This window comes from Kocuria varians, from assembly GCF_006539885.1.
Lineage (GTDB): Bacteria > Actinomycetota > Actinomycetes > Actinomycetales > Micrococcaceae > Kocuria > Kocuria varians.
On record NZ_BJNW01000005.1, the window covers coordinates 59,591 to 81,660 of the forward strand.

The window sequence follows — 22,070 nt, forward strand, 5'->3', positions numbered from 1 at the left end:
CCGCGCGGCGCGCCGATCACGGCTCGCGCTAGGACGCGGAGCCGTGCAGCTCCCCGCCGCCCCAGGGGCGAACCTCCTCGTGGCGCTCACGCTGGGGCGCCTCGCCGGCGTCCTGCAGGTCGCCCACGCGGTGGACCTTGACCAGGTTGGTGGACCCGGCGTGTCCGGGAGGAGACCCGGCGCAGATGACGACCATGTCCTCGGTGCTCGCGAGCTCGTGCTCGAGCAGGTAGTGGTCCACCTGGCGGGTCATGTCGTCCGTGTGCTCCACGCGCTCCACGCGGATGGGCTGCACGCCCCACAGCAGCTGCAGCCAGGACTGCACGCTGCGCTCCGGGGTGAAGGCGAGGATCGGGCGGTCCGGGCGCAGGCGGGAGAGCCTGCGGGCGGAGTCGCCGGACTGGGTGAACGTGCAGATGTAGCTCACGTCCAGCTGCCGGGCGATGGTCACCGCGGCGAGGGTGATCGCACCGCCGCGCGTGCGGGGCTCGGTGCCCAGCGGCGGCATGCGGTCCATGCCCTGGGTCTCGGTGGCCACGATGATGTTCGACATGGTCTCGAGCGTCTTGATGGGGTACTTGCCCACCGAGGTCTCGCCCGAGAGCATCACGGCGTCCGCGCCGTCGAGCACGGCGTTCGCGCAGTCCGAGGCCTCCGCGCGCGTGGGGCGCGGGTTGTCGATCATGGACTCGAGCACCTGGGTGGCCACGATCACGGGCTTGGCCCAGCGGCGGGCGAGCTCGATCGCGCGCTTCTGCACGATCGGCACGGCCTCCAGCGGCAGCTCGACGCCCAGGTCACCGCGGGCGACCATGATGCCGTCGAACGCGTCGATGATCTCGTGCAGGGCGTCCACGGCCTGCGGCTTCTCGATCTTGGCGATCACGGGGAGCTTGCGCCCCTCCTCGGCCATGATCTCGTGCACGCGCTCGATGTCCTTGGCGTCGCGCACGAAGGACAGCGCGATGATGTCCACGCCGCGCTGCAGCGCCCAGCGCAGGTCCGCCTCGTCCTTCTCGCTCAGGGCGGGCACGTTGACGGCCACGCCCGGCAGGTTGATGCCCTTGTGGTCCGAGACGGTGCCCGGGACCACGACCTCCGTGGTGACGTCCGTGTCCGAGACGGCGGTGGCGCGCAGGGCGACCTTGCCGTCGTCGATCAGCAGCGGATCGCCCACGCTCACGTCACCGGGCAGGCCCTTGTGCGTGGTGGAGCAGATGTCCTTGGTGCCGGGGATGTCCCGCACGGTGATCGTGAACGTGTCCCCGACCGCGAGGTCGTGGGGGCCGTCCGCGAAGTTGCCGAGGCGGATCTTGGGACCCTGCAGGTCCGCGAGGATGGCCACGGTGGTGTCCAGCTCCTCGCTCGCGCGCCGCAGGTTCTCGTAGGACGCGTTGTGGACCTCGTGGTCGCCGTGGCTCATGTTCAGGCGAGCCACGTTCATCCCCGCCTGGATCGCTCGGGTGATGTTCTCGTACGAGGAAATGGCGGGGCCGATGGTGGCTACGATCTTCGCTCGACGCATGGGGTGACTCCCTTTCGATTGGCGGATGGTCTGCACACACGGCAAAGCGGCCGGGCCGGGCAACGAAGTGCTGCATGGCCGCGGCCGCTCCGCCGATGTCTGCCTCCACCTTAGCAACGTGCACCGTGAATGGATACGACCTCGTTCACGCCACGGCGTCCCGTGGATCACGTCCGGACGTGCTCGGACAATCGTCCAGACGTTCGGTCAGACACTCAGGTCGATCGCGCGCTCCGACGGCTCCACGGGCTCGGGCAGCCGGGTCTGACCGGTGAGGTGGCGCTCCACGTGCGCCGCGCACGCCCGGCCCTCCGCGATGGCCCACACCACCAGGGACTGCCCGCGCCCGGCGTCGCCGCACGAGAACACGCCGTCCACGGCGGTCATGTAGGTCTCGTCCCGCGCCACGTTGCTGCGCCGGTCCAGGGACACGGGCAGCTGGTCGGTGAGCTCCTCCGACTCGTTGCCGGTGAAGCCCAGGGCCAGGAAGACGAGGTCCGCCGGGAGCACCTTCTCCGTGCCGGGCTTCGGCACGCGGGAGCCGTCCTCGCGGTACTCGGTCTCGGCGACCCGCAGACCGGTCAGCACGCCGTCGTCGTTGCCCACGAACTCCACGGTGGAGGCGAGGTACGTGCGCTCCCCGCCCTCCTCGTGGGACGTGGAGACCTCGAAGACCCGCGGCATCATGGGCCACGGCTCCTCGTCCGCGCGGTCCGCCGGCGGCTTGCGGCCGATGGCCAGGGACGTCACCGACGCCGCGCCCTGCCGCAGCGCGGTGCCGATGCAGTCGGAGCCCGTGTCACCGCCGCCCAGGACGATGACGTTCTTGCCCTTGGCGTCGATCAGGTCCGGAACCTCCTGGCCGGCCACGTGCTTGTTGGAGCGCACCAGGTAGTCCATCGCGTAGTGGATGCCGTCCAGCTGCCGGCCGGGGATGTCCAGGTCGCGCGGGCGGGTGGCACCGGTGGCGACGATCACGGCGTCGTAGCGGCGGCGCAGCGCGTCCCACGTGATGTCCTGGCCGATCTCCACGCCGGGGCGGAACTTGGTGCCCTCCTGGCGCATGATCTCCAGGCGGCGCTCCAGCACCGACTTCTCGAGCTTGAAGTCCGGGATGCCGTAGCGCAGCAGCCCGCCGATGCTGTCGTCGCGCTCGTACACGGCCACGGTGAAGCCCGCCTGCGTGAGCTGCTGCGCCGCGGCGAGACCCGCCGGACCGGAGCCCACGACCGCGATGGTCTTGCCCACGAGCCGCTGCGGGATGTACGGCTTGATGAGCTCGTCCTCGAACGCCTTCTCGCCGATCGCGTACTCGACCTGCTTGATGGTCACGGCCGGCTGGTTGATGCCCAGCACGCACGAGGACTCGCACGGCGCCGGGCACACCCGCCCGGTGAACTCCGGGAAGTTGTTGGTGGCGTGCATGCGCTCGGACGCCTCGTCCCACTGCTCGCGCCACACGAGGTCGTTCCACTCCGGGATCAGGTTGCCCAGCGGGCAGCCCTGGTGGCAGAACGGCACGCCGCAGTCCATGCACCGGCCGGCCTGCTCGTTGATCGTGCCGTCCTCCTGCCGCTGCTGGACCTCCTTCCAGTCCATGAGTCGCACGGGAACGGGTCGCTTGGGGCGGTCCTCACGCGTGCGGACCTTGAGAAAACCACGGGGATCAGCCACGGTCGGTCACCTCCAGGATCTTGTGCCAGGTGGCGTCGCCGTCCGGGTCGTCCCCGGCGGCCTCGGCCTCGTTGCGCAGTGCGAGCACCGCGGAGTAGTCCCGCGGGAGCACCTTGGTGAAGCGGGTCGCCAGGGCGTCCGGGTCCGCGAGCAGCTCGCGGGCGAACTCCGAGCTGGTCTCCTCTCCGTGGCGCTTGATCAGCCCGGTGAGCAGCTCGCGGTCCTGCGGGTCCAGGTGATCCAGCTGCAGGTCCCCGCTGTCGCGGGCCTGCTTGTTCACGTCCACCGGGTCCAGGTCCAGCACGTAGGCCACTCCCCCGGACATGCCGGCACCGAAGTTGCGGCCGGTCTCGCCCAGGACCACGGCCACACCGCCGGTCATGTACTCGCAGCCGTGGTCGCCGATGCCCTCGACGACCGCCGTGGCACCCGAGTTGCGGACCAGGAAGCGTTCGCCGACGACGCCGTTGAAGAACATCTCGCCGCTGGTCGCGCCGTAGCCGATCACGTTGCCGGCGATCACGTTCTCGTGGGCCACGAACCCTGCGTCGCGCGGGGGCCGCACGACGATCCGACCACCGGAGAGTCCCTTGCCGGTGTAGTCGTTGGCGTCTCCCTCGAGCCGCAGCGTGATGCCGCGGGGGATGAACGCGCCGAGCGACTGCCCGGCCTGGCCCGTGAGGGTCACGTCCACCGTGTCGTCCGGCAGCTCGCGCAGGCCGAGGGCGTTCGTGACCGTGTAGCCGAGCATGGTGCCCACCGCGCGGTCCGTGTTGACCACCCGTTCCTGGATCCGCACGGGCTCGGCGGAGTCGATGGCCGGGCCCACGAGCGGGATCAGCTTGTTGTCGAAGTGCTTCTCGAGCTCGTGGTCCTGCACGGTGGTGTTGCGCAGCCCGTCCTTGACGCCCTCGGCTCGGAACGAGTCCAGCACCGGGCTCAGGTCCAGGCCCTTGGCCTTCCAGTGCGCCACGGCCTCCTGCGTGCGCAGCACCTCGGCGTGGCCCACGGCCTCCGCGATGCTGCGGAAGCCCAGCTCCGCGAGCAGCTCGCGCACCTCCTGCGCGATGAACTCGAAGAAGTTCACCACGTGCTCGGCCTTGCCGGTGAAGCGCCGGCGCAGCTCCGGGTTCTGGGTGGCCACGCCCACGGGGCACGTGTCCAGGTGGCACTTGCGCATCATGATGCAGCCCTCGACCACCAGCGGGGCGGTCGCGAAGCCGAACTCCTCCGCCCCGAGCAGCGCGGCGACGACGACGTCGCGTCCGGTCTTCAGCTGCCCGTCCGCCTGCACGACCACGCGCTCGCGCAGCCCGTTGAGCCGCAGCGTCTGCTGCGCCTCGGCCAGGCCCAGCTCCCACGGCATGCCCGCGTGCTTGAGCGAGTTCAGGGGCGCGGCACCCGTGCCGCCGTCGTGGCCGGAGACCAGCACGACGTCGGCCTTGGCCTTGGTCACCCCCGCCGCGACCGTGCCGATCCCCCGCTCCGACACGAGCTTGACGTGCACCCGCGCGCGGGGGTTCGAGCGCTTGAGGTCGTAGATCAGCTGCGCGAGGTCCTCGATCGAGTAGATGTCGTGGTGCGGCGGCGGCGAGATCAGGGACACACCCGGGGTGGAGTGCCGCGTGCGGGCGATCCACGGGTAGACCTTCTGCGCCATCAGCTGGCCGCCCTCGCCGGGCTTGGCGCCCTGGGCCATCTTGATCTGCAGGTCGTCCGCGGAGGCCAGGTACAGGCTCGTCACGCCGAAGCGCCCGGAGGCCACCTGCTTGACCGCCGAACGGCGCTGCGGGTCCACGAGTCGCTCGGGGTCCTCACCGCCCTCGCCCGTGTTGGACTTGCCACCGAGCATGTTCATGGCGATCGCGAGCGTCTCGTGGGCCTCCATGGAGATCGAGCCGTAGCTCATGGCCCCGGTGGAGAACCGCTTGACGATCTCGCTGACGGGCTCGACGTCGTCGATGTCCACGGGCTCGCGCCTGGAGGCGAAGCTCATGAGGCCACGCAGGGTGGCGATCTCCTTGGCCTGGTCGTTCACGCGGGAGGTGTAGGACTTGAAGATGTCGTAGCGTCCGGTGCGCGTGGCGTGCTGCAGCCGGAAGATGGTGTGCGGGTCGAAGAGGTGGCGCGGGCCCTCCCTGCGCCAGTTGTACTCGCCGCCGGTCGCGAGGTCGCGGTGCGGCTCGGTGACACCGTCCTCGGGGTACGCCAGGCGGTGGCGCGACTCGGTCTCCGCCGCGATCACGTCCAGGCCCACGCCCTCGATCTGGGTGCGGGTGCCCGCGAAGTAGTCGTCCACGAGCTCGCTGGACAGCCCCAGTGCCTCGAAGGTCTGGGCACCGCAGTAGGACTGCACCGTGGAGATGCCCATTTTGGACATGATCTTCTGGACGCCCTTGCCGAGCGCCTTGATGAGGTTGGCCACGGCCTGCTCCTCGGTGACGCCCGTGATGCGCCCGCGGCGCACGAGCTCCTCCGCGGACTCCATGGCGAGGTACGGGTTCACCGCCGAGGCCCCGTAGCCCAGCAGCAGCGCCACGTGGTGCACCTCGCGGACGTCGCCGGACTCCACGATCAGCGCCACCCTGGTGCGGGTGGCCGAGTGCAGCAGGTGGTGGTGCACCGCGGAGGTCAGCAGCAGCGACGGGATCGGCGCCCACACGCCGTTGGAGTCGCGGTCGGAGATGATGACGAACTGCACCCCGCGGTTCACGGCGGCGGAGACCTTCTCGCAGATCTCGGCGATCCGGGCGCGCAGGGACTCCGCACCGTCCAGCGGGCGGTAGAGTCCGCGCACGCGCAGGCTCAGCGGCACACCGTCCTCGTCGTCCAGGTGCACGAACTGGTCCAGCTGGTCGTTGTCGATCACCGGGAACGTCAGGCGGATCTGCCGGGTCCGGGTCTGCTGCGTGGAGAGCAGGTTGGCCGTGGGGCCCACGGAACCGGCCATGGACGTGACGAGCTCCTCGCGGATCGCGTCCAGCGGCGGGTTGGTCACCTGGGCGAAGGACTGCACGAAGTAGTCGTAGAGCAGCCGGGAGCGGTTGGAGAGCACGGCCACGGGAGTGTCGGTGCCCATCGCGTAGATCGGCTCGGCCCCGGCCAGCGCCATGGGACCGATGATCATCTTCAGCTCTTCCTCGGTGTACCCGAAGGTCTTCTGTCGCAGCCGCACCGAGTGCGCCGGGTGGGTCATGTGCTCGCGCTCGGGCAGCTCGCCCACCGGCAGCACCGAGTCGCGGACCCAGTCCTGCCAGGGCTTCGCGGCGGCGAGCTCGGCCTTGATCTCGCTGTCCTCGACGATCCGTCCCTCGTCCGTGTCCACCAGGAACATGGTTCCCGGGGAGACCCGGCCCTTGCGCACGACCGTGCGGTCCCCCACGTCCACGACGCCCACCTCCGACGCGAAGATCACCAGGCCGTCATCGGTCTGCCAGAAGCGGCCCGGGCGCAGCCCGTTGCGGTCCAGCACCGAGCCCACGCGCACACCGTCCGTGAAGGACACGCACGCCGGGCCGTCCCACGGCTCCATGAGCGTGGAGTGGTACTCGTAGAACGCCTTGAGCTGCGGGTCCATGGTCTCGTGGTTCTGCCACGCCTCCGGGATCAGCATGAGCATGGTCTCGGTCACCGGGCGGCCGGACAGCTGCAGCAGCTCCGCGACCTCGTCCAGCGACTGCGAGTCCGAGGCCCCCTCGGAGCAGATGGGGAACAGGTCCTCCGGCTGACGGCCCAGCACCGCGCCGGACATGGAGGACTGCCGGGCGCGCATCCAGTTGCGGTTGCCCACGACCGTGTTGATCTCGCCGTTGTGCGCCAGTGTGCGCATGGGCTGCGCGAGCGGCCAGGACGGGAACGTGTTGGTGGAGAAGCGCGAGTGCACGACCGCGAGCTTGGTGGTGTAGTGCGGGTCCGAGAGGTCCGGGTAGAACGGCTCGAGCTGCGCGGTGGTCAGCATTCCCTTGTAGACCAGGGTCCGGGAGGAGAAGGACGGGAAGTACACGCCGAACTTGTTCTGCGCGCGCTTGCGCACGCGGAACGCCTTCTGGTCCAGCTCCAGCTGGGCGGCGGCGGGATCGTACGACGTCGCGTCGCGGGCGAAGAGGGAGGCGGCACGTTCGTTGTGGCTCTTGTCCGAGACGAAGAACTGCACGAACGTGGGCATCACGGCGCGCGCGGAGGCGCCCACGACGTCCTCCTCGACCGGGACGTCGCGCCAGCCGAGCACCGTGAGGTGCTCCGTGCGGGCGAGCTCCTCGAGGGAGCGCTTGAGGTCCTCCAGGTGCTTGCCGCCCGTGGGCATGAACGCCGTGCCCACGGCGTAGGCACCCTGCGGCGGCAGCGCGAAGTCCACCTGCTCGCGCAGGAACTCGTCCGGGATCTGGGTCAGCAGCCCCGCGCCGTCGCCCGTGCCCTCGTCCCCGCCCACGGCTCCGCGGTGCTCGAGGTTGCGCAGGGCGGTGAGGGCGGCGTCGACGATGTCGTGCGACGCCACGCCGTCGAGGGTGGCGATCACGGCGAGGCCGCAGGCATCCTTCTCGTCCTCGCGGTGGTACAGCCCGGTGTCCTCGGGAACGGCGGAGAACTGCTCGAACGGCGAGACCACGGGGGCGCCGTCGTCGACCGTGTCCCCGGCTGACGACGCGTCCGTGCGCGGTGCGGCACCGGAGGTACGGGGATGCTGATGGGTCATGGATGCTCCTCACCACGGGGTGGGCAGGTCTGGTGCGTCGACGATGCCCGGGGAACACTCGTGTGGGTGTGCAGCGGGCGCCGTGGGATCCAGGTGACGCGCGATGTCCGCCCCATTGCGGAAGGAGACGGTCCGAGAGGACCGAGGATCGGGCCCGGGAACCTTGCGGGTGAGCGGTTTCGGCGGGCGCGTGGGTAACTTACCACGTAACGCGTGTCACCCCGTGCCGCGGGGCGTAGATGACGCCCCACGATGACGACTGCGGCTGACGCAGCATGCACAGGACCCCGGGACACGACGGTCCCGAGGTCCTGTGCGAGGCAGCCGGCCGCGCGGCCAGGCGGTCTCAGGCGGTGGCGTCCGGGGCGGCCTGAGCCGCAGGCGCCGCGGGCTCCGTCCCGTCCCGGCGGCCCCTGCGTCCGACGACCACGAAGATCACGAGACCCGCGACCACGATGGCCAGCGAGGTCCACACGTGCACGCGCACCCCGCCGATCATCAGCGCCGGGTCCACGCGCAGAAACAGCTCGATCATGAGCCGGCCGAAGCCGTAGTACACCATGTACAGGGCGAAGAGCCGGCCGTGGCGCAGCTGGAAGCGGCGGTCCAGCGCCAGCAGGACCACCACACCGAGCAGGTTCCACAGGCTCTCGTAGAGGAACGTGGGGTGGAACAGGGTGTCCGCGGGCAGCCCCGCCGGGAAGTTCGGGGAGGAAGGTGAGATCTCCAGGCCCCACGGCAGCGTGGTGGGCTTCCCGAAGAGCTCCTGGTTGAACCAGTTGCCCCAGCGCCCGCACGCCTGGGCCAGCAGCAGCGCGGGCGCCACGCAGTCCGCGAAGACGGACAGGGGCAGCCCGTTCCGGCGCGAGACGAACCACGCGGCACCGGCCCCGAAGAGGACCGCGCCCATGATGCCGAGTCCGCCCTCCCAGATCCGGAACACCGCAGTCGGATCGGCCCCGGGGCCGAAGTACCCCTTGGGGTCCGTGATGAGCACGTGGTAGGCGCGCGCACCGATGATCCCGGCGATCACCGCCCAGAAGACGATGTCCCACAGCACGTCCGGATCCTGACCGCGCTGCCTCCACCGGCGGGTCGTGAGCCAGATGGCCAGCCCGATCCCCACCAGGATGCACAGCGCGTAGAAGTGCAGCGTGAAGAAGCCCAGGTGGATGCTGCTGATGCCCGGCGAGGGGATGGACGCGGGCACCAGGAGGGGCGTCACTCGCGTCCCGCCAGGTGCGCCGCGAGCCTGCCCACGGCCTCGGGGCCACCCTCGCCCAGCGCGCGGACGAGTGCCGTGCCCACGATCACGCCGTCCGCGTACTCGCCGATCTCGAGCACGTGCTCGCGCGAGGAGACGCCCAGGCCCACGCACACGCGCTCGGCCCCGGCGGCCCGGGCACGGGCGACGACGTCCTCCGCGGCGGAGGACACCTGGTCGCGGGTGCCCGTGACGCCCATGACGGACACGGCGTACACGAAGCCGGACGCCGCGCTCACGGTCATGTCCATGCGCTCGCGCGTGGTGGACGGAGCCACCAGGAAGATCCGGTCCAGTCCGTGCTCCTGGGACGCCGCGAACCACTCCGAGGCCTCGTCCGGGATCAGGTCCGGGGTGATGACCCCGGCTCCCCCGGCCTCGGCCAGGCGGCGGGCGAACTCGTCCACGCCCTTCTGCAGCACGGGGTTCCAGTAGGTCATCACCACGGGTACGGCGTCCGTGCGCTCGGCGACCGCGCGCACCACGGTGAACGCGTCCGCCACGCGGAAGCCGTTGGCCAGGGCCGCGGTGGTGGCCGCCTGGATCACCGGACCGTCCATCACGGGGTCCGAGTAGGGAATGCCGATCTCGATCACGTCCGCGCCGTTGCGACCCAGGGCGACGGCGGCCTCGACCGACTCCTCGACCGTGGGGTACCCGGCGGGCAGGTACCCCACGAGCGCGGGGCGACCCTGCGCGCGGCACTGCTCGATCCGCCGCGAGAGCGCGGAGTCGGGGTTGCGGGACAGGCCCTTGGGGACGATGCGTTCGGTCAGCGTGACGGGCGTGCCGCCCGTTGCGGGGGTGCTCACAGTTGTTCGCCTTTCTGGGCCACGCGTTCCTCGTGGCTGTCGTCCGGGAGCATGTCGAACCACTCGGCGGCCGTGGCGACGTCCTTGTCGCCGCGCCCGGAGAGGGAGACCACGATGATCTTCTGCGCGGCCGCCTCCGGGCCGAGCTCGCGCACCCAGCGGGCGGCGACCTCGCGGGCCCCCGCGAGTGCGTGCGAGGATTCGATGGCGGGGATGATGCCCTCGGTGCGGCACAGCAGCCGGAAGGCGTCCATGGCCTGGACGTCCGTCACGGCCTCGTACTTCACGCGGCCGATGGAGTGCAGGTAGGAGTGCTCGGGACCCACCGCGGGGTAGTCGAGCCCGGCGGAGATCGAGTGGGACTCCACCGTCTGCCCGTCCGTGTCCTGCATCAGGAACGTCCTGGAGCCGTGCATCACGCCCGGGCGGCCGAGTGTGATGGTCGCCGCGTGACGGCCCGTCTCCACGCCGTCGCCGCCGGCCTCGTTGCCGTAGAGCTCCACGGAGGCGTCGTCCAGGAAGCCGTGGAAGATGCCGATGGCGTTAGATCCGCCGCCCACGCACGCTGTGACGGCGTCCGGGAGGCGACCGGCCTTCTCGAGGATCTGCGCGCGGGCCTCCTCGCCGATCTGCTCGTGGAAGTAGCGCACCATCGCGGGGAACGGGTGCGGCCCGGCGGCCGTGCCCAGCAGGTAGTGCGTGGTGTCCACGGAGGCCACCCAGTCCCGCAGCGCCTCGTTGATCGCGTCCTTGAGGGTGCGCGAGCCGTTCGTCACGGCCACGACCTCCGCACCGAGCAGGCGCATGCGGGCCACGTTCAGGGCCTGGCGACGGGTGTCCTCCTCGCCCATGTACACGCAGCACTCCATGCCGAACAGCGCCGCGGCGGTGGCGGTGGCCACGCCGTGCTGGCCCGCGCCGGTCTCCGCGATCAGCCGTGTCTTGCCCATGCGCCGGGCGAGCAGCGCCTGGCCCAGCACGTTGTTGATCTTGTGGGAGCCCGTGTGGTTGAGGTCCTCGCGCTTGAGGAAGACCCGCACACCCAGCTCCGCGCCGAAGCGCTCCGCCTCGGTCAGCAGGGACGGGCGGCCCGAGTACTCGCGCGAGAGCCGGGAGAACTCCTCCAGGAAATCCTCGTCCGTGCGGGCCTTCTCGAAGGTCTCGGTGAGCTCGTCGAGCGCGGCCACGAGGGACTCGGGCATCCAGCGCCCGCCGAAGTCCCCGAAGTACGGCCCCGGGGCCTCGCGCAGGGTCGACGGCGCGCCCTGCGCGGCCTCCCCCGTCACCTGCGCGGCGGCGAACTCCTCCTGCGCGGCCGGCGGGGTCACGCCGTCGAGGAACTCCCCGCGGGCGAGGGCGCCCACCTCACGGAAGCGCGCGATGCTCTGCGCCGGGTCCTCCGAGCACACGAGCACCTCGCCCGCGAGCACGGCGTTCGCGCCGTGGCCGGCGTAGAGCCGGATCTGGTCCTCGCCGAGCACACCGGACTCCGCCACGACGACGACGTCCCCGGGGATCTCCCCCGCCACGCGGCCGAAGGTGTGGACGTCCACGTCCAGCGTCTTGAGGTTGCGCGTGTTCACGCCGATGATCCGGGCGCCGGCGGCCACCGCCCGCCGGACCTCCTCGGACGTGTGCGTCTCCACGAGGGCGTGCATGCCCAGCTCGTGGGTCAGCTCGAGCAGGCGGCGCAGGTGGGCGTCGTCGAGGGCGGCCACGATGAGCAGCACGAGGTCCGCGCCGTGGGCCCGCGCCTCCCACACCTGGTACTCGTCCACGACGAAGTCCTTGCGCAGCACCGGGACGTCCACCGCGGCACGCACGGCGTCGAGGTCCTCGAGCGAGCCCCCGAAGCGGCGCTGCTCCGTGAGCACGGAGATCGCCGAGGCTCCCCCGCGCTCGTAGCTCGCGGCCAGCGCGGCAGGATCGGCGATCTCCGCCAGCGCGCCCTTGGAGGGGCTGGAGCGCTTGACCTCCGCGATCACCTGCACGGAGGCGGGCGCGGTGCCGCGCAGTGCCGCCTCCGCGTCCAGCGCCGGTTCGCGCTGCTCGGCGGCGCGCCGCACCTCGTCCAGGCCCACCCGGGCCCTGCGACTCGCGAGGTCCTCGCGCACCCCCGCGATGATCTGGTCCAGCACCGTGCCGGTGTGCTGCTGCGTCATGCGACTCCTCATTCGTCGGTCCGCGGGCCGGTGCCGCAGCACCCGGCGTGCGGAAGACGATGACCAGTTCCACGCACTGCGGAACTGGTCATCGTCGGTGGTTCTCCGTGCCGATCCCCGGGCGGGTGATCAGTGGGAGGCGGTCTTGGAACCGCCCTTGCCATAGCCCATGGCCTTGAGCACGCCGCCCACGATCACGCCGAGGACGATCAGGCCGATGCCGACCACCGTGACCGGGGTCGAGGCCATCACGAAGCCGGTGCAGCCTACGAGGACGCCCACGGTCATCACGGCCACGCAGGCCCAGGCGGCCACGGTGTTGCCGTGGCCCACCGCGGCGGTGTGGTCCAGGATGATCTGATCGGTGTTCGACATGCGTGTCCACTCTCCCGTGCCGGTCGGGCCGCTCGGCCCGTGGTGTGCTGTGCCCGCGCCGGGGCGCGGGACGAAATCTCTGGGTCCATTGTGCCACGTGCCCGGGGAGCAGACCGGGCAGTCGTGGCGTGTCAGTCCTCGCGGGTGGGGTCCTCGCCACGCGTGAGGGCGTCCCACGTGTCGATGTCGTCCGCGTGGTCCAGGGCCTGGGCCTCCCCCGCGGTCGCGGGCGACGTCGTGGTTCCCGACGCCGCGGCGTCGGCCCCGGCACCGCCCGTACCCGTGACGGCGGCGCGGTCGTAGCGCTGCGAGACGCGCCGCCGGGCGCGCTGGGCGACCAGTACGAGCCACACACCGCACAGCCCGAGCAGCACGCCGGCGGCCACCGCGCCCCACGGCCAGCCGGTCAGGGCGTAGTCCCCGCCCTCGCTGATCACGCCGGTGCGCGTGCCCACGGTGGGCTGCGCCGCCGCACGGGGGTCGGAGGTCACGGCGAGCACCGCGACCACCGCGCCCACGCCCGCCAGGGCGACAACGACGCCGACGACGCTGCGTAGCCACCGGCCACCGAGCACCGAGGCCACGGCGGCGACGGCCGCCACCAGCCCCAGGGCCGTGACGGCCGGAGCGGCATCCGAGCCGGTGACGTCCACGGTGACCGGTTGCAGGGACGTGGTGACCCCCGCGTGGATCCACGTCAGCGTGGTGGTGCCGAACAGGGCCAGGGCGCACAGCAGCGTGACCAGGACGGCGGGGGCGGTACGGCGCAGCAAATGGGGGCTCCTCGAGGGACGCGGTGTCGGGGGTGTCAGCGCTGCAGGGAGCGCAGCGACTCGGCAATCAGGGCCGCGCGCAGGGGTGCGGTCGCCTTGTTCAGGGACTCCAGGGCCTCGGCCTCGGGGTCCGAGTCCGCCACGATACCGCCGCCCGCCTGGACGTACGCCGTACCCCCGAGCAGGAGCGCGGTGCGGATCGCGATGGCCATGTCCATGTTTCCCGCGAAGTCCATGTAGCCCACGACGCCGCCGTAGACGGCCCGGCGCAGCGGTTCGTACTCGTCGAGCAGCTGCAGCGCCCGGGGCTTCGGGGCGCCGGAGAGGGTGCCCGCCGGGAAGGTCGCGGCGAGCACGTCGTACGCGCTCACGTCCTCGCGCATCCGGGCCACCACGGTGGAGCACAGGTGCATGATGTGGCTGAAGCGCTCGATCTCCATGAACTCGCTGACGTCCACGCTGCCCGGCTCGGCGATCCGCGAGAGGTCGTTGCGCGCGAGGTCCACCAGCATCAGGTGCTCCGCGCGCTCCTTGTCGTCGGCAAGCAGCTCCTGGCCCAGGGCGAGGTCCTCGTCCACGGTGGCGCCGCGGGGCCGAGAGCCCGCGATCGGGTGCGTCACGGCCTGCTTGCCGGTGACCGTCACGAGCGCCTCGGGCGAGGAGCCGACGATCGAGTAGGGCCGGCCGTCCGCGTCCTCGAACGAGTACAGGTACATGTACGGGCTCGGGTTGATCCGCCGCAGGGTGCGGTAGACGTCCAGGGAGCTGGCGCGGCACTCGGCCTCGAAGCGGCGGGAGACGACCACCTGGAAGATGTCGCCGTCCACGATCGCCTGCTTGCCGCGGTCGATCGCGGACATGAACAGCTCGCGGTCCCACGACTGGCGCACGAGGGACTCCACGTCCCCGGAGGCGAGGTCCTCACGCTCCGACACGGAGACCGTGGTGTGTCCGAGCGGGGTGGCCAGCCGCTCCACCATGGAGCGCACGCGGCGTACGGCGTCGTGGTAGGCGGCGTCCAGGCCCTCGTCCGTGTCGTTGAGGTTCACCGCATTGCCCACGAGCGTGACGGTGCCGTCCTTGCTGTCGTGCACCGCCATGTCCGCGACGAGGTTCATCGCGAGCTCCGGGACGTGCAGGTCGTCCTGCGGCGGGTGCGGCAGCTTCTCCCAGCGCCGCACGGCCTCCCAGCCCACGAAGCCGACCATGCCGCTCGTGAGCGGGGGCACGCCCTCGAAGGGGTCGGTGTGCAGCAGCTCCATGGTGGCGCGCAGGGCATCGAGGGGGTCACCGCTCGTGGGTGCACCGGAGGGCGCCTCCCCGAGCCAGTGCGCCTCGCCGTCGCGCGCGGTCAGCGTGGCCAGGGAGCCGGCGCCCACGAAGGAGTAGCGGGACCACACCCCGCCCTCGGCCGCGGACTCCAGCAGGAACGTCCCGGGGGCCGGGTCCCCGTCACGCGTGACGAGACACCGGTACAGGCCCACGGGCGTCAGGGCGTCCGCGAGCACGGTGGTGCGCACGGGAATCACGCGGCGCGTGCGCGCGACCTCCCGGAACTCCTCGAGGGTGGGTGTGATGGTGCCGAGTTCCCGCATTCAAACCGCCTTTTCCGCGTGGAGGTCCCGCTCGTCGAAACATGTGCGCGAGCCCGTGTGGCACGCCGCGCCGGTCTGGTCCACCCGCACGAGCAGGGCGTCGCCATCGCAGTCCAGGTGCACCGAGTGCACCGCCTGGACGTGGCCGGAGGTGTCCCCCTTGCGCCAGTACTCCTGGCGGGATCGGGACCAGAAGGTCACCCGGCCCTCGGTCAGGGTGCGGCGCAGGGCCTCGTCGTCCATCCAGCCCAGCATCAGCACCTCCAGGGTGTCGTACTGCTGCACCACGGCCGCCACGAGTCCGGCGGGGTCGCGCTTGAGCCGCTCGGCGACGGCCGGGTCCAGGGTGTCCTCGTTGCGCGCCGCACTCATCGCCGCACCTCGTACCCGGCGGCGTGCAGGGCGTCCTTGACCTGCGCAATGGCCTCGTGCGGACCGAAGTGGAAGATCGAGGCGGCCAGGACGGCGTCGGCCCCGGCGGCCACCGCCGGCGGGAAGTGCTCGGGGGCACCCGCTCCGCCGGACGCGATCAGCGGCACGCGCACGCGCTCTCGCACGGCGGAGATCATCTCCAGGTCGAAACCCTCGCGGGTGCCGTCCGCGTCCATGGAGTTGAGCAGGATCTCCCCCACCCCGCGCTCCTCGGCCTCGTGTGCCCACTCGAGGGCGTCCATGCCGGTGAGCGTGCGGCCGCCGTGGGTCGTGACCTCGTAGCCCGACGCCGTGTTGCCCGTGCGGCGCGCGTCGAGGGAGAGCACCAGGACCTGGTTGCCGAAACGGTCGGTGATCTCGTCGATGACCTCCGGGCGGGTGACCGCCGCGGTGTTGATGGACGCCTTGTCCGCGCCGCAGCGCAGCAGCCGGTCCACGTCCTGCGGCGTGCGCACGCCGCCACCCACGGTCAGCGGGATGAAGACCTGCTCGGCGGCCCGGCCCACGACGTCGAACATCGTGTCCCGTTCAGCCGAGGACGCGGTGACGTCCAGGAACGTGAGCTCGTCCGCGCGGGCCAGGTTGTACCGCGCGGCCAGCTCCACGGGATCCCCGGCGTCGCGCAGGTTCTCGAAGTTCACGCCCTTGACCACACGCCCGGCGTCCACGTCCAGGCACGGGATGACCCGTACGGCCACACCCATCACGTCACCGTCCTCACTGTTGCGAAAGTTTCTTGGCGGCCCGTCCCCGGGCCGCTCGGCGCGGGTCAGATCCGCGCGGCCTGGATGGGCGAGACCAGGATGGCCCTGGCCCCGACCTCGTAGAGCGCGTCCATCACGTTGTTGGTGTCGCCCTTGAGGACCATCGCGCGCACCGCCACGGCGCCGTCGCGGCCGAGCGGGGAGATCGTGGGGCCCTGCATGCCGGGGGTGATCTCCATGGCGGCAGGCAGCAGCTCCTCGCTGATGTCGTAGTCCATCATCACGTACTGCCGGGCCACGAGCACGCCCTGCAGACGGCGTCGCAGCACCTGCAGCCCCTCCGGCTCGGGCTCGTCCCCGCGGCGGATCAGCAGGGCCTCGGAGTGCATGATCGGCTCGTCGAAGATCTCCAGCCCGGCGGCGCGCAGGGTGTTGCCGGTCTCCACGACGTCTGCGATCGCGTCCGCGACGCCCAGCCGGATCGAGGACTCCACCGCACCGTCCAGGCGCACGACCTCCGCGTTCACGCCCTGGCTCCGCAGGTGACGCTCGAGCAGCAGCTGATAGCTCGTGGCGATCCGCTTGCCCTCGAGCTCCCGGAGGTCCTGGAACTGGCCGCGGGGCCCCGCCAGGCGGAAGGTCGAGCGGGCGAAGTCCAGGCCCAGCTCCTCGTGGGCCTGCGCCCCGGAGTCCAGCAGCAGGTCCCGACCGGTGATGCCCAGGTCCAGGGTGCCGCCGCCCACGTAGATCGCGATGTCACGGGGCCGCAGGTAGAAGAACTCCACGTGGTTCTCGTTGTCCACGAGCACGAGCTCCCGGCTGCTGCGCCGCTGCCGGTAGCCGGCCTCGGTGAGCATGGTGATGGCGGCTTCCGACAGCGCACCCTTGTTGGGCACGGCGACTCGCAGCATGGTGTTCCTTTCCGCGGTGGCGGGCGGTGGGGCGTGGGCGGGGAAGATCCGGGCGGGCGGCGCGCGGGATCAGAGGTGCTTGTAGACGTCCTCGAGGCTCATGCCCTTGGCGATCATCATGACCTGCAGGTGGTAGAGCAGCTGGGAGATCTCCTCCGCTGCCTCGGCGTCCGTCTCGTACTCGCACGCCATCCACACCTCGGCGGCCTCCTCCACGACCTTCTTGCCGATCCCGTGCACCCCGGAGTCCAGCTCCGTGACGGTCTTGGAGCCCTCGGGGCGCCGCGCGGCCTTGTCGCTGAGTTCGGTGAAGAGGTCTTCGAAGGTTTTCACCGTTCTAGGGTAATGCGTGTGCGCGCCGCCCTCGAACCGCCCGGTGTCCCGGGCCGACGACGCCGCGGGACCACCCGACGTCGTCGTCGCCCTCCGCGCGGGCCCGCGCCCGCCGCCCGCTCAGATCTCGAGCGCCCGCAGGGTCAGGGCGGTGCTCACCGCGGCGTGGACCGCCTCGTAGCCCTTGTCCTCGCTCGATCCCTCCAGCCCGGCGCGATCCAGGCCCTGCTGCTCGGTATCGCACGTGAGCACGCCGAAGCCCACCGGGGTGCCGGTGGCCACGGAGACCTCCGTGAGCCCCGTGGTGGCCGCGCTGCAGACGTAGTCGAAGTGCGGGGTGCCGCCGCGCACCACCACTCCGAGGGCGACGACGGCGTCCACCGAGTCCGCGAGCCGCCTCGCCGCCACGGGCAGCTCGAAGCTGCCGGGCACGCGCACCTCCACGACGGATCCCACGCGGGACTCCTGCAGGGCGCGGCGCGCCCCGGCCACGAGCCCGTCCATGATGGTGGTGTGCCAGCTCGCGGCCACGACGGCCACGCGCAGCTGGGAGGCGTCGAGGTCCGAGGCCTGGATGGTGGGGGCTCCGTGTCCGCTCATGGTGTCTCTCCTGGTGTGAGGTGGGTCAGGTGGTGGTGCATGCGGTCGCGCTTGGTGCGCAGGTAGTTCACGTTCTCGTCGCGCGCGTGGACCTCGTGGGGCACCATCTGCGTGACGGTGATCCCGAGGGCCTCCAGCTTGGCGACCTTGTCCGGGTTGTTGCTCAGCAGCCGGATCCGCGTGAGCCCCATGGCCGTGAGGATCCGCGCGGCGGCGGTGTAGTCGCGGGCCTCCGCGGGCAGCCCGAGCATCGTGTTGGCGTCCACGGTGTCCGCGCCGGCGTCCTGCAGCTTGTAGGCCCGCAGCTTGTTGATCAGCCCGATGCCCCTGCCCTCGTGGTTGCGCAGGTAGAGCACCGTGCCGCCGTGGCGGGCGATCCGCTCCATGGCCAGGTGCAGCTGCGGACCGCAGTCGCAGCGCCACGAGCCCAGGACGTCGCCCGTGAGGCACTCGGAGTGCAGCCGCACGAGCGGCGGCAGGTGGGCCTCCTCCGGCGGCGGGCTCGCGGAGAGCGAGAGGTGCTCGGCCCCCGGTGCGCCCGAGGGCACGGGGACCCGCCAGCCGACCGTGTCGAAGGTCCCGAACTCCGTGGGCACGACCACGGGGTCGCTGTGCACGAGCGCCTCCTGTTCCGCTCGGCTCATGCTGACATCCCATCCTCCGGGCGGGCCTCGGCGGGTGTGCGGTTGTCCGCGGCGTCCAGGTGCTCGACCAGGTCCGCGATGCTGACCATGACCAGTCCGTGCTCGTCCGCGAAGCGGCGCAGGGCGGGGGCGCGCAACGGCTGGCCGCCGTCGTCGACGACCTCCGCGATCGCCCCGACCGGGGTGCAGCCGGCCAGGCGGGTGAGCTCCACGGCGGCCTCGGTGTGTCCCGCGCGCTGGCGGACACCGCCTGCCACGGCGCGCAGCGGCAGCACGTGCCCGGGGCGGGTGAGGTCCGCGGCGGACGTGGTGGGCAGGGCGAGCAGGCGCGCGGTCAGGGCACGGTCCCGCGCGCTGATGCCGGTGGTGACGCCCACGCGCGCGTCGCACGTGACCGTGTACGCGGTGCCCTTGGCATCCTCGTTGTGGGCGGTCATCGGGGGCAGGCCGAGCCGGTCCGCGACGTCGTCCGGCATGGGCACGCACACCACGCCGGAGCTGTGCCGGATGGTGAAGCCCATGAGCGGCTGCGTGGCGTGCTGGGCCGCGAAGACCAGGTCCCCCTCGTTCTCGCGGTCCTCATCGTCCACGACCACCACCGCCGCACCCGAGGCGATGGCCGCCACGGCGTCTTCGACGGGATCGAGCACCACGCCCCGCTCCGCGGTCCCCGCAGGTGCTGCGAAGGACGCGAGCCGTTGCGCGTACTTGGCCATCACGTCCACCTCCAGGTTGACGTGCGCGCCGGGTGGCCGGGTGCCGAGCGTCGTCGCCCGCAGCGTCTCCGGGATCAGTCCCACCTCGAACCACGCCTCCGGCTCCTGCGGTCCCGACACCGCGGTGACCGTGAGGGAGACGCCGTCCACGGCCACCGAGCCCTTGACCGCGACGTAGGGCGCCAGGGTGCTAGGCAGACCCACGCGCACGGTCTCCCACCCGGTGTGCGCCACGCGGGAGAGCACCGTGCCCACGCCGTCCACGTGGCCCTGCACCACGTGGCCGTCCAGGCGCTGGCCCGCGGCCGTGCAGCGCTCCACGTTGACCTGCTCGCCGTCGTGCAGCTCGCCCAGCGTGGTCAGGCGCAGGGTCTCGCCCATCACGTCCGCGGTGAAGTCGGCGGAGAGGGCACCCGGGGCGGGAACGGCCGTGAGACACACGCCGTTGACCGCGAGCGAACCGCCCTCGGGGAGGTCCTCGACGAGCGCGCCCGCGCGCACGTGCAGACGGGCGGCGTCCTCGGCGAGCCGCTCGACGCGCTCGACGGTGGCCTGGGCTTCGACTATTCCTGTGAACACTGGTTCTCCTCGGGAACGGGGTCGGGTCAGATGAGGTGGTGGTCGGGGACCGCGGGCGGCTCGATCACCGGGGGCGCAGCGGGCGCGAGGTGCCAGCGGCAGTCCTCCCCCACGCTCCCCACGGCCGGAACGCCCCCCGGGAGTCCCACGGGATCGCTGCGCCAGCGCCGGGCGTCCGCGAGCGTACCGATCCCCAGCGGGGCCACGGCGGCGGCGCCCTCGCCCAGCAGGACCGGGGCCTGGTACAGCCACAGCTCGTCCACGAGGTCCTCCGCCAGGAATGCCGCGCTCACGGTGGGCCCGCCCTCCACGAGCACGTGGCCCACGCCTCGGGAACGCAGCTCAGCCAGCGCCTCGTGCGGGTCGTGGGTGGGCAGGTGCACGAACAGGCCGTCATCCGGGGCGTCCGGGGCCACACCGCGGCGCACGCGGGCGTCGTCGGGAACGGGGCGCGTGGACATCACCGCGCGAAACGGCTGCCGGGCGAGCGGCGTCCCGTCCTCGGCGCGCGCCGTCAGCGCGGGATCGTCGAGCCGCAGCGTGCCCCCGCCCATGAGGATCGCGTCCACGCGCGTGCGCAGGGCGTGGCCCTCCGCACGGGCGGGCGCGCCGGTGATCCACTGGCTCGTGCCGTCCGCGGCGGCCACCCTGCCGTCGAGGCTCTGCGCGATCTTCAGGCTCACGAACGGCCGACGACGCCGCTGCGCCAGGAACCAGCGGTCGTTGAGTTCGCGCGCCTCGCGTTCCAGCAGTCCGTGGGCCACCGAGACTCCGTGCTCGGCGAGGAAGGCACCGCCACCCCCGGCGGTCTCCGTGCCGTCCGCGACGGCGTAGACCACACGCGGGATGCCCGCGGCGAGAATGGCCTCCGCGCACGGCCCGGTGCGTCCGGTGTGACGGCAGGGCTCCAGGGTCACGACCATCGTGGTGCCGTGCAGCGGCGTCCCGGCCTCGTGGGCCTGGCGCAGCGCGTCCACCTCCGCGTGCTCCGTCCCCGCGCCGCGGTGGTGTCCCACGTGCAGGAGCGTTCCGTCCGCCCCGAGGAGCGCGGCACCCACCACGGGATTGGCGCCGCGCACCCCGAGTCGCGCCGCGTCCAGGGCGGCGCGCATGGCGGTCTCCTCGGCGGCGGTGAAGGGGCCCCGGGAACCGGGCGCTGCGGCGTCGTCGGCCGTGGTCACCGGTCCTGGTCCCCCACCGAGAGGTGCAGGTCCGGGAAGCCGGTGCCGATCGTCGCACTCTTGCGCTGCCGCGTGTTCACGCGCCACCACACGAAGAACCCGGCGAGCGTGAAGCCGCCGTAGAAGACGTACATCAGGCCCGAGGCGTAGTAGCCCGCGGAGAAGAGCAGCGGCACACCCACGAGGTCAACGGCCACCCAGAAGAGCCAGAACTCGACCCAGCCCTTGGCCATGCCGAGGGTCGCGAGCAGCGAGCCCATGAAGATCCACGCGTCCGCCCAGACCGGCTCGTAGGAGCCCAGCATGCGGAAGACCGGGGTCAGCACGGCCGTGCCGGCCACCAGCGCGATCACCATGAACAGCCGCTGCCGCCCGGTCGCCCAGCGCGGCGAGACCGCCTCCTGCTCCTGGCCCCGCGAACGGCGCCACTGCACCCAGCCGTAGACCGACACCGCGATGAACATGACCTGCCGCCCGGCCTGGCCCAGCAGGTTCACGGGATTGGGGGTGTCGAAGACCGCGCCCAGGAAGACCGTGAGGAGGATCGCGTTGCCGATGATGCCCACCGGCCACGCCCACACCTTGCGCCGCATGCCGCCCAGCGCGGAGAGCAGACCGAACACGTTGCCGAGCACCTCGCGCCACAGGATGAACCCGTCACCCACGCGGATCTGTGCGTCGAACAACCACCGCAGAACATCCATGGAGTCTCCTCTCACCCGCCACGACCAGTGGTTCCGGGGAGGAGGACGCACGCCGACCTCAGCGGCCGCGCGGCGGACGGCGTCACAGGGCACGGTGCCGTGACCACCCGGTGAACGGGCGGGCACCGCAGGCTCCTGCGACGCGCACGTGTGCCTACCATCCAGACTGTACTGTCGGCACCGGAATTCCACCGGTTCGGCCGCGGTCCCGTGCGCTGCCCTGCGGCTCCCCCCACGGGGTGCTGCGATCGTGGCGCACGGTGCTCGCGGTTCGCGGACTGTCACCGCCGGTTCGGAATTCCACCGACCCCGGAACACGTTGCTGCCCCACAGTATGCCACGGCACACGGGGGTGGACGTGACGCCGGTTACCGCCGGTGACCTCCGCGACCG

Annotated in this window: 18 protein-coding genes and 1 riboswitch; all 18 genes read right to left on the reverse strand. The window is 71.7% G+C overall.

The window, feature by feature from the left end:
* Positions 1–28: 28 nt before the first annotated feature.
* The 18 genes from pyk to pnuC all read right to left on the reverse strand — a co-directional run bounded on the left by pyk (position 29) and on the right by pnuC (position 21,677).
* Positions 29–1,525 (reverse strand): pyruvate kinase, encoded by a 1,497-nt coding sequence (pyk, locus tag KVA01_RS03945; RefSeq protein ID WP_068467208.1) that lies wholly within the window; start codon positions 1,523–1,525, stop codon positions 29–31.
* A 207-nt stretch (positions 1,526–1,732) separates the two neighbouring features.
* Positions 1,733–3,199, reverse strand: a complete 1,467-nt coding sequence (locus KVA01_RS03950; protein ID WP_141269027.1) for a glutamate synthase subunit beta — start codon at positions 3,197–3,199, stop codon at positions 1,733–1,735.
* Positions 3,192–7,892, reverse strand: a complete 4,701-nt coding sequence (gene gltB / locus KVA01_RS03955; protein WP_233438747.1) for a glutamate synthase large subunit — start codon at positions 7,890–7,892, stop codon at positions 3,192–3,194. The genes KVA01_RS03950 and gltB overlap by 8 nt, the downstream gene beginning before the upstream one ends.
* Before the next feature lie 346 nt (positions 7,893–8,238).
* Positions 8,239–9,105, reverse strand: a complete 867-nt coding sequence (lgt, locus tag KVA01_RS03960; protein ID WP_233438755.1) for a prolipoprotein diacylglyceryl transferase — start codon at positions 9,103–9,105, stop codon at positions 8,239–8,241.
* Positions 9,106–9,113: 8 nt separating this feature from the next.
* Complete coding sequence (gene trpA / locus KVA01_RS03965) at positions 9,114–9,905, reverse strand: tryptophan synthase subunit alpha (RefSeq protein WP_068467249.1); 792 nt, start codon at positions 9,903–9,905, stop codon at positions 9,114–9,116.
* Between the two features lie 59 nt (positions 9,906–9,964).
* Positions 9,965–12,142: a bifunctional phosphoribosylanthranilate isomerase/tryptophan synthase subunit beta gene (locus KVA01_RS03970; RefSeq protein WP_307723011.1), complete on the reverse strand. Its 2,178-nt coding sequence runs from the start codon at positions 12,140–12,142 to the stop codon at positions 9,965–9,967.
* 117 nt (positions 12,143–12,259) lie between these two features.
* On the reverse strand, positions 12,260–12,505 hold the full coding sequence (locus tag KVA01_RS03975) for an HGxxPAAW family protein (RefSeq protein WP_068467215.1): 246 nt from the start codon (positions 12,503–12,505) through the stop codon (positions 12,260–12,262).
* Positions 12,506–12,636: 131 nt separating this feature from the next.
* On the reverse strand, positions 12,637–13,278 hold the full coding sequence (locus KVA01_RS03980) for a Trp biosynthesis-associated membrane protein (RefSeq protein ID WP_068467217.1): 642 nt from the start codon (positions 13,276–13,278) through the stop codon (positions 12,637–12,639).
* A 35-nt stretch (positions 13,279–13,313) separates the two neighbouring features.
* Entirely contained in the window at positions 13,314–14,873 is a 1,560-nt protein-coding gene (locus KVA01_RS03985; RefSeq protein WP_068467219.1) for an anthranilate synthase component I, read from the reverse strand.
* Entirely contained in the window at positions 14,874–15,245 is a 372-nt protein-coding gene (gene hisI / locus KVA01_RS03990; RefSeq protein WP_068467221.1) for a phosphoribosyl-AMP cyclohydrolase, read from the reverse strand.
* Positions 15,242–16,009, reverse strand: coding sequence for an imidazole glycerol phosphate synthase subunit HisF (gene hisF / locus KVA01_RS03995; RefSeq protein WP_068467222.1), 768 nt, complete (start codon positions 16,007–16,009; stop codon positions 15,242–15,244). Before hisF ends, hisI begins: the two co-directional genes overlap by 4 nt.
* 65 nt (positions 16,010–16,074) lie before the next feature.
* Positions 16,075–16,920, reverse strand: a complete 846-nt coding sequence (gene hisG, locus KVA01_RS04000) for an ATP phosphoribosyltransferase (RefSeq protein ID WP_141269029.1) — start codon at positions 16,918–16,920, stop codon at positions 16,075–16,077.
* 69 nt (positions 16,921–16,989) lie between these two features.
* Positions 16,990–17,253 carry a phosphoribosyl-ATP diphosphatase gene (locus tag KVA01_RS04005; protein WP_068469324.1) on the reverse strand — a complete coding sequence of 88 codons (264 nt, stop codon included), beginning with the start codon at positions 17,251–17,253 and terminating at the stop codon, positions 16,990–16,992.
* A gap of 120 nt (positions 17,254–17,373) precedes the next feature.
* Complete coding sequence (ribH, locus tag KVA01_RS04010) at positions 17,374–17,853, reverse strand: 6,7-dimethyl-8-ribityllumazine synthase (protein WP_068469325.1); 480 nt, start codon at positions 17,851–17,853, stop codon at positions 17,374–17,376.
* Complete coding sequence (ribA, locus tag KVA01_RS04015; RefSeq protein ID WP_068469327.1) at positions 17,850–18,497, reverse strand: GTP cyclohydrolase II; 648 nt, start codon at positions 18,495–18,497, stop codon at positions 17,850–17,852. The genes ribH and ribA overlap by 4 nt, the downstream gene beginning before the upstream one ends.
* Entirely contained in the window at positions 18,494–19,792 is a 1,299-nt protein-coding gene (ribB, locus tag KVA01_RS04020; RefSeq protein ID WP_068469329.1) for a 3,4-dihydroxy-2-butanone-4-phosphate synthase, read from the reverse strand. The genes ribA and ribB overlap by 4 nt, the downstream gene beginning before the upstream one ends.
* A 26-nt stretch (positions 19,793–19,818) precedes the next feature.
* Complete coding sequence (gene ribD / locus KVA01_RS04025) at positions 19,819–20,973, reverse strand: bifunctional diaminohydroxyphosphoribosylaminopyrimidine deaminase/5-amino-6-(5-phosphoribosylamino)uracil reductase RibD (protein ID WP_233438748.1); 1,155 nt, start codon at positions 20,971–20,973, stop codon at positions 19,819–19,821.
* A complete protein-coding gene (gene pnuC, locus KVA01_RS04030) occupies positions 20,970–21,677 on the reverse strand; it encodes a nicotinamide riboside transporter PnuC (RefSeq protein ID WP_068469331.1) in 708 nt (235 codons plus the stop codon). Before pnuC ends, ribD begins: the two co-directional genes overlap by 4 nt.
* 145 nt (positions 21,678–21,822) lie before the next feature.
* A riboswitch (FMN riboswitch) is annotated at positions 21,823–21,998 on the reverse strand.
* Between the last annotated feature and the right edge of the window lie 72 nt (positions 21,999–22,070).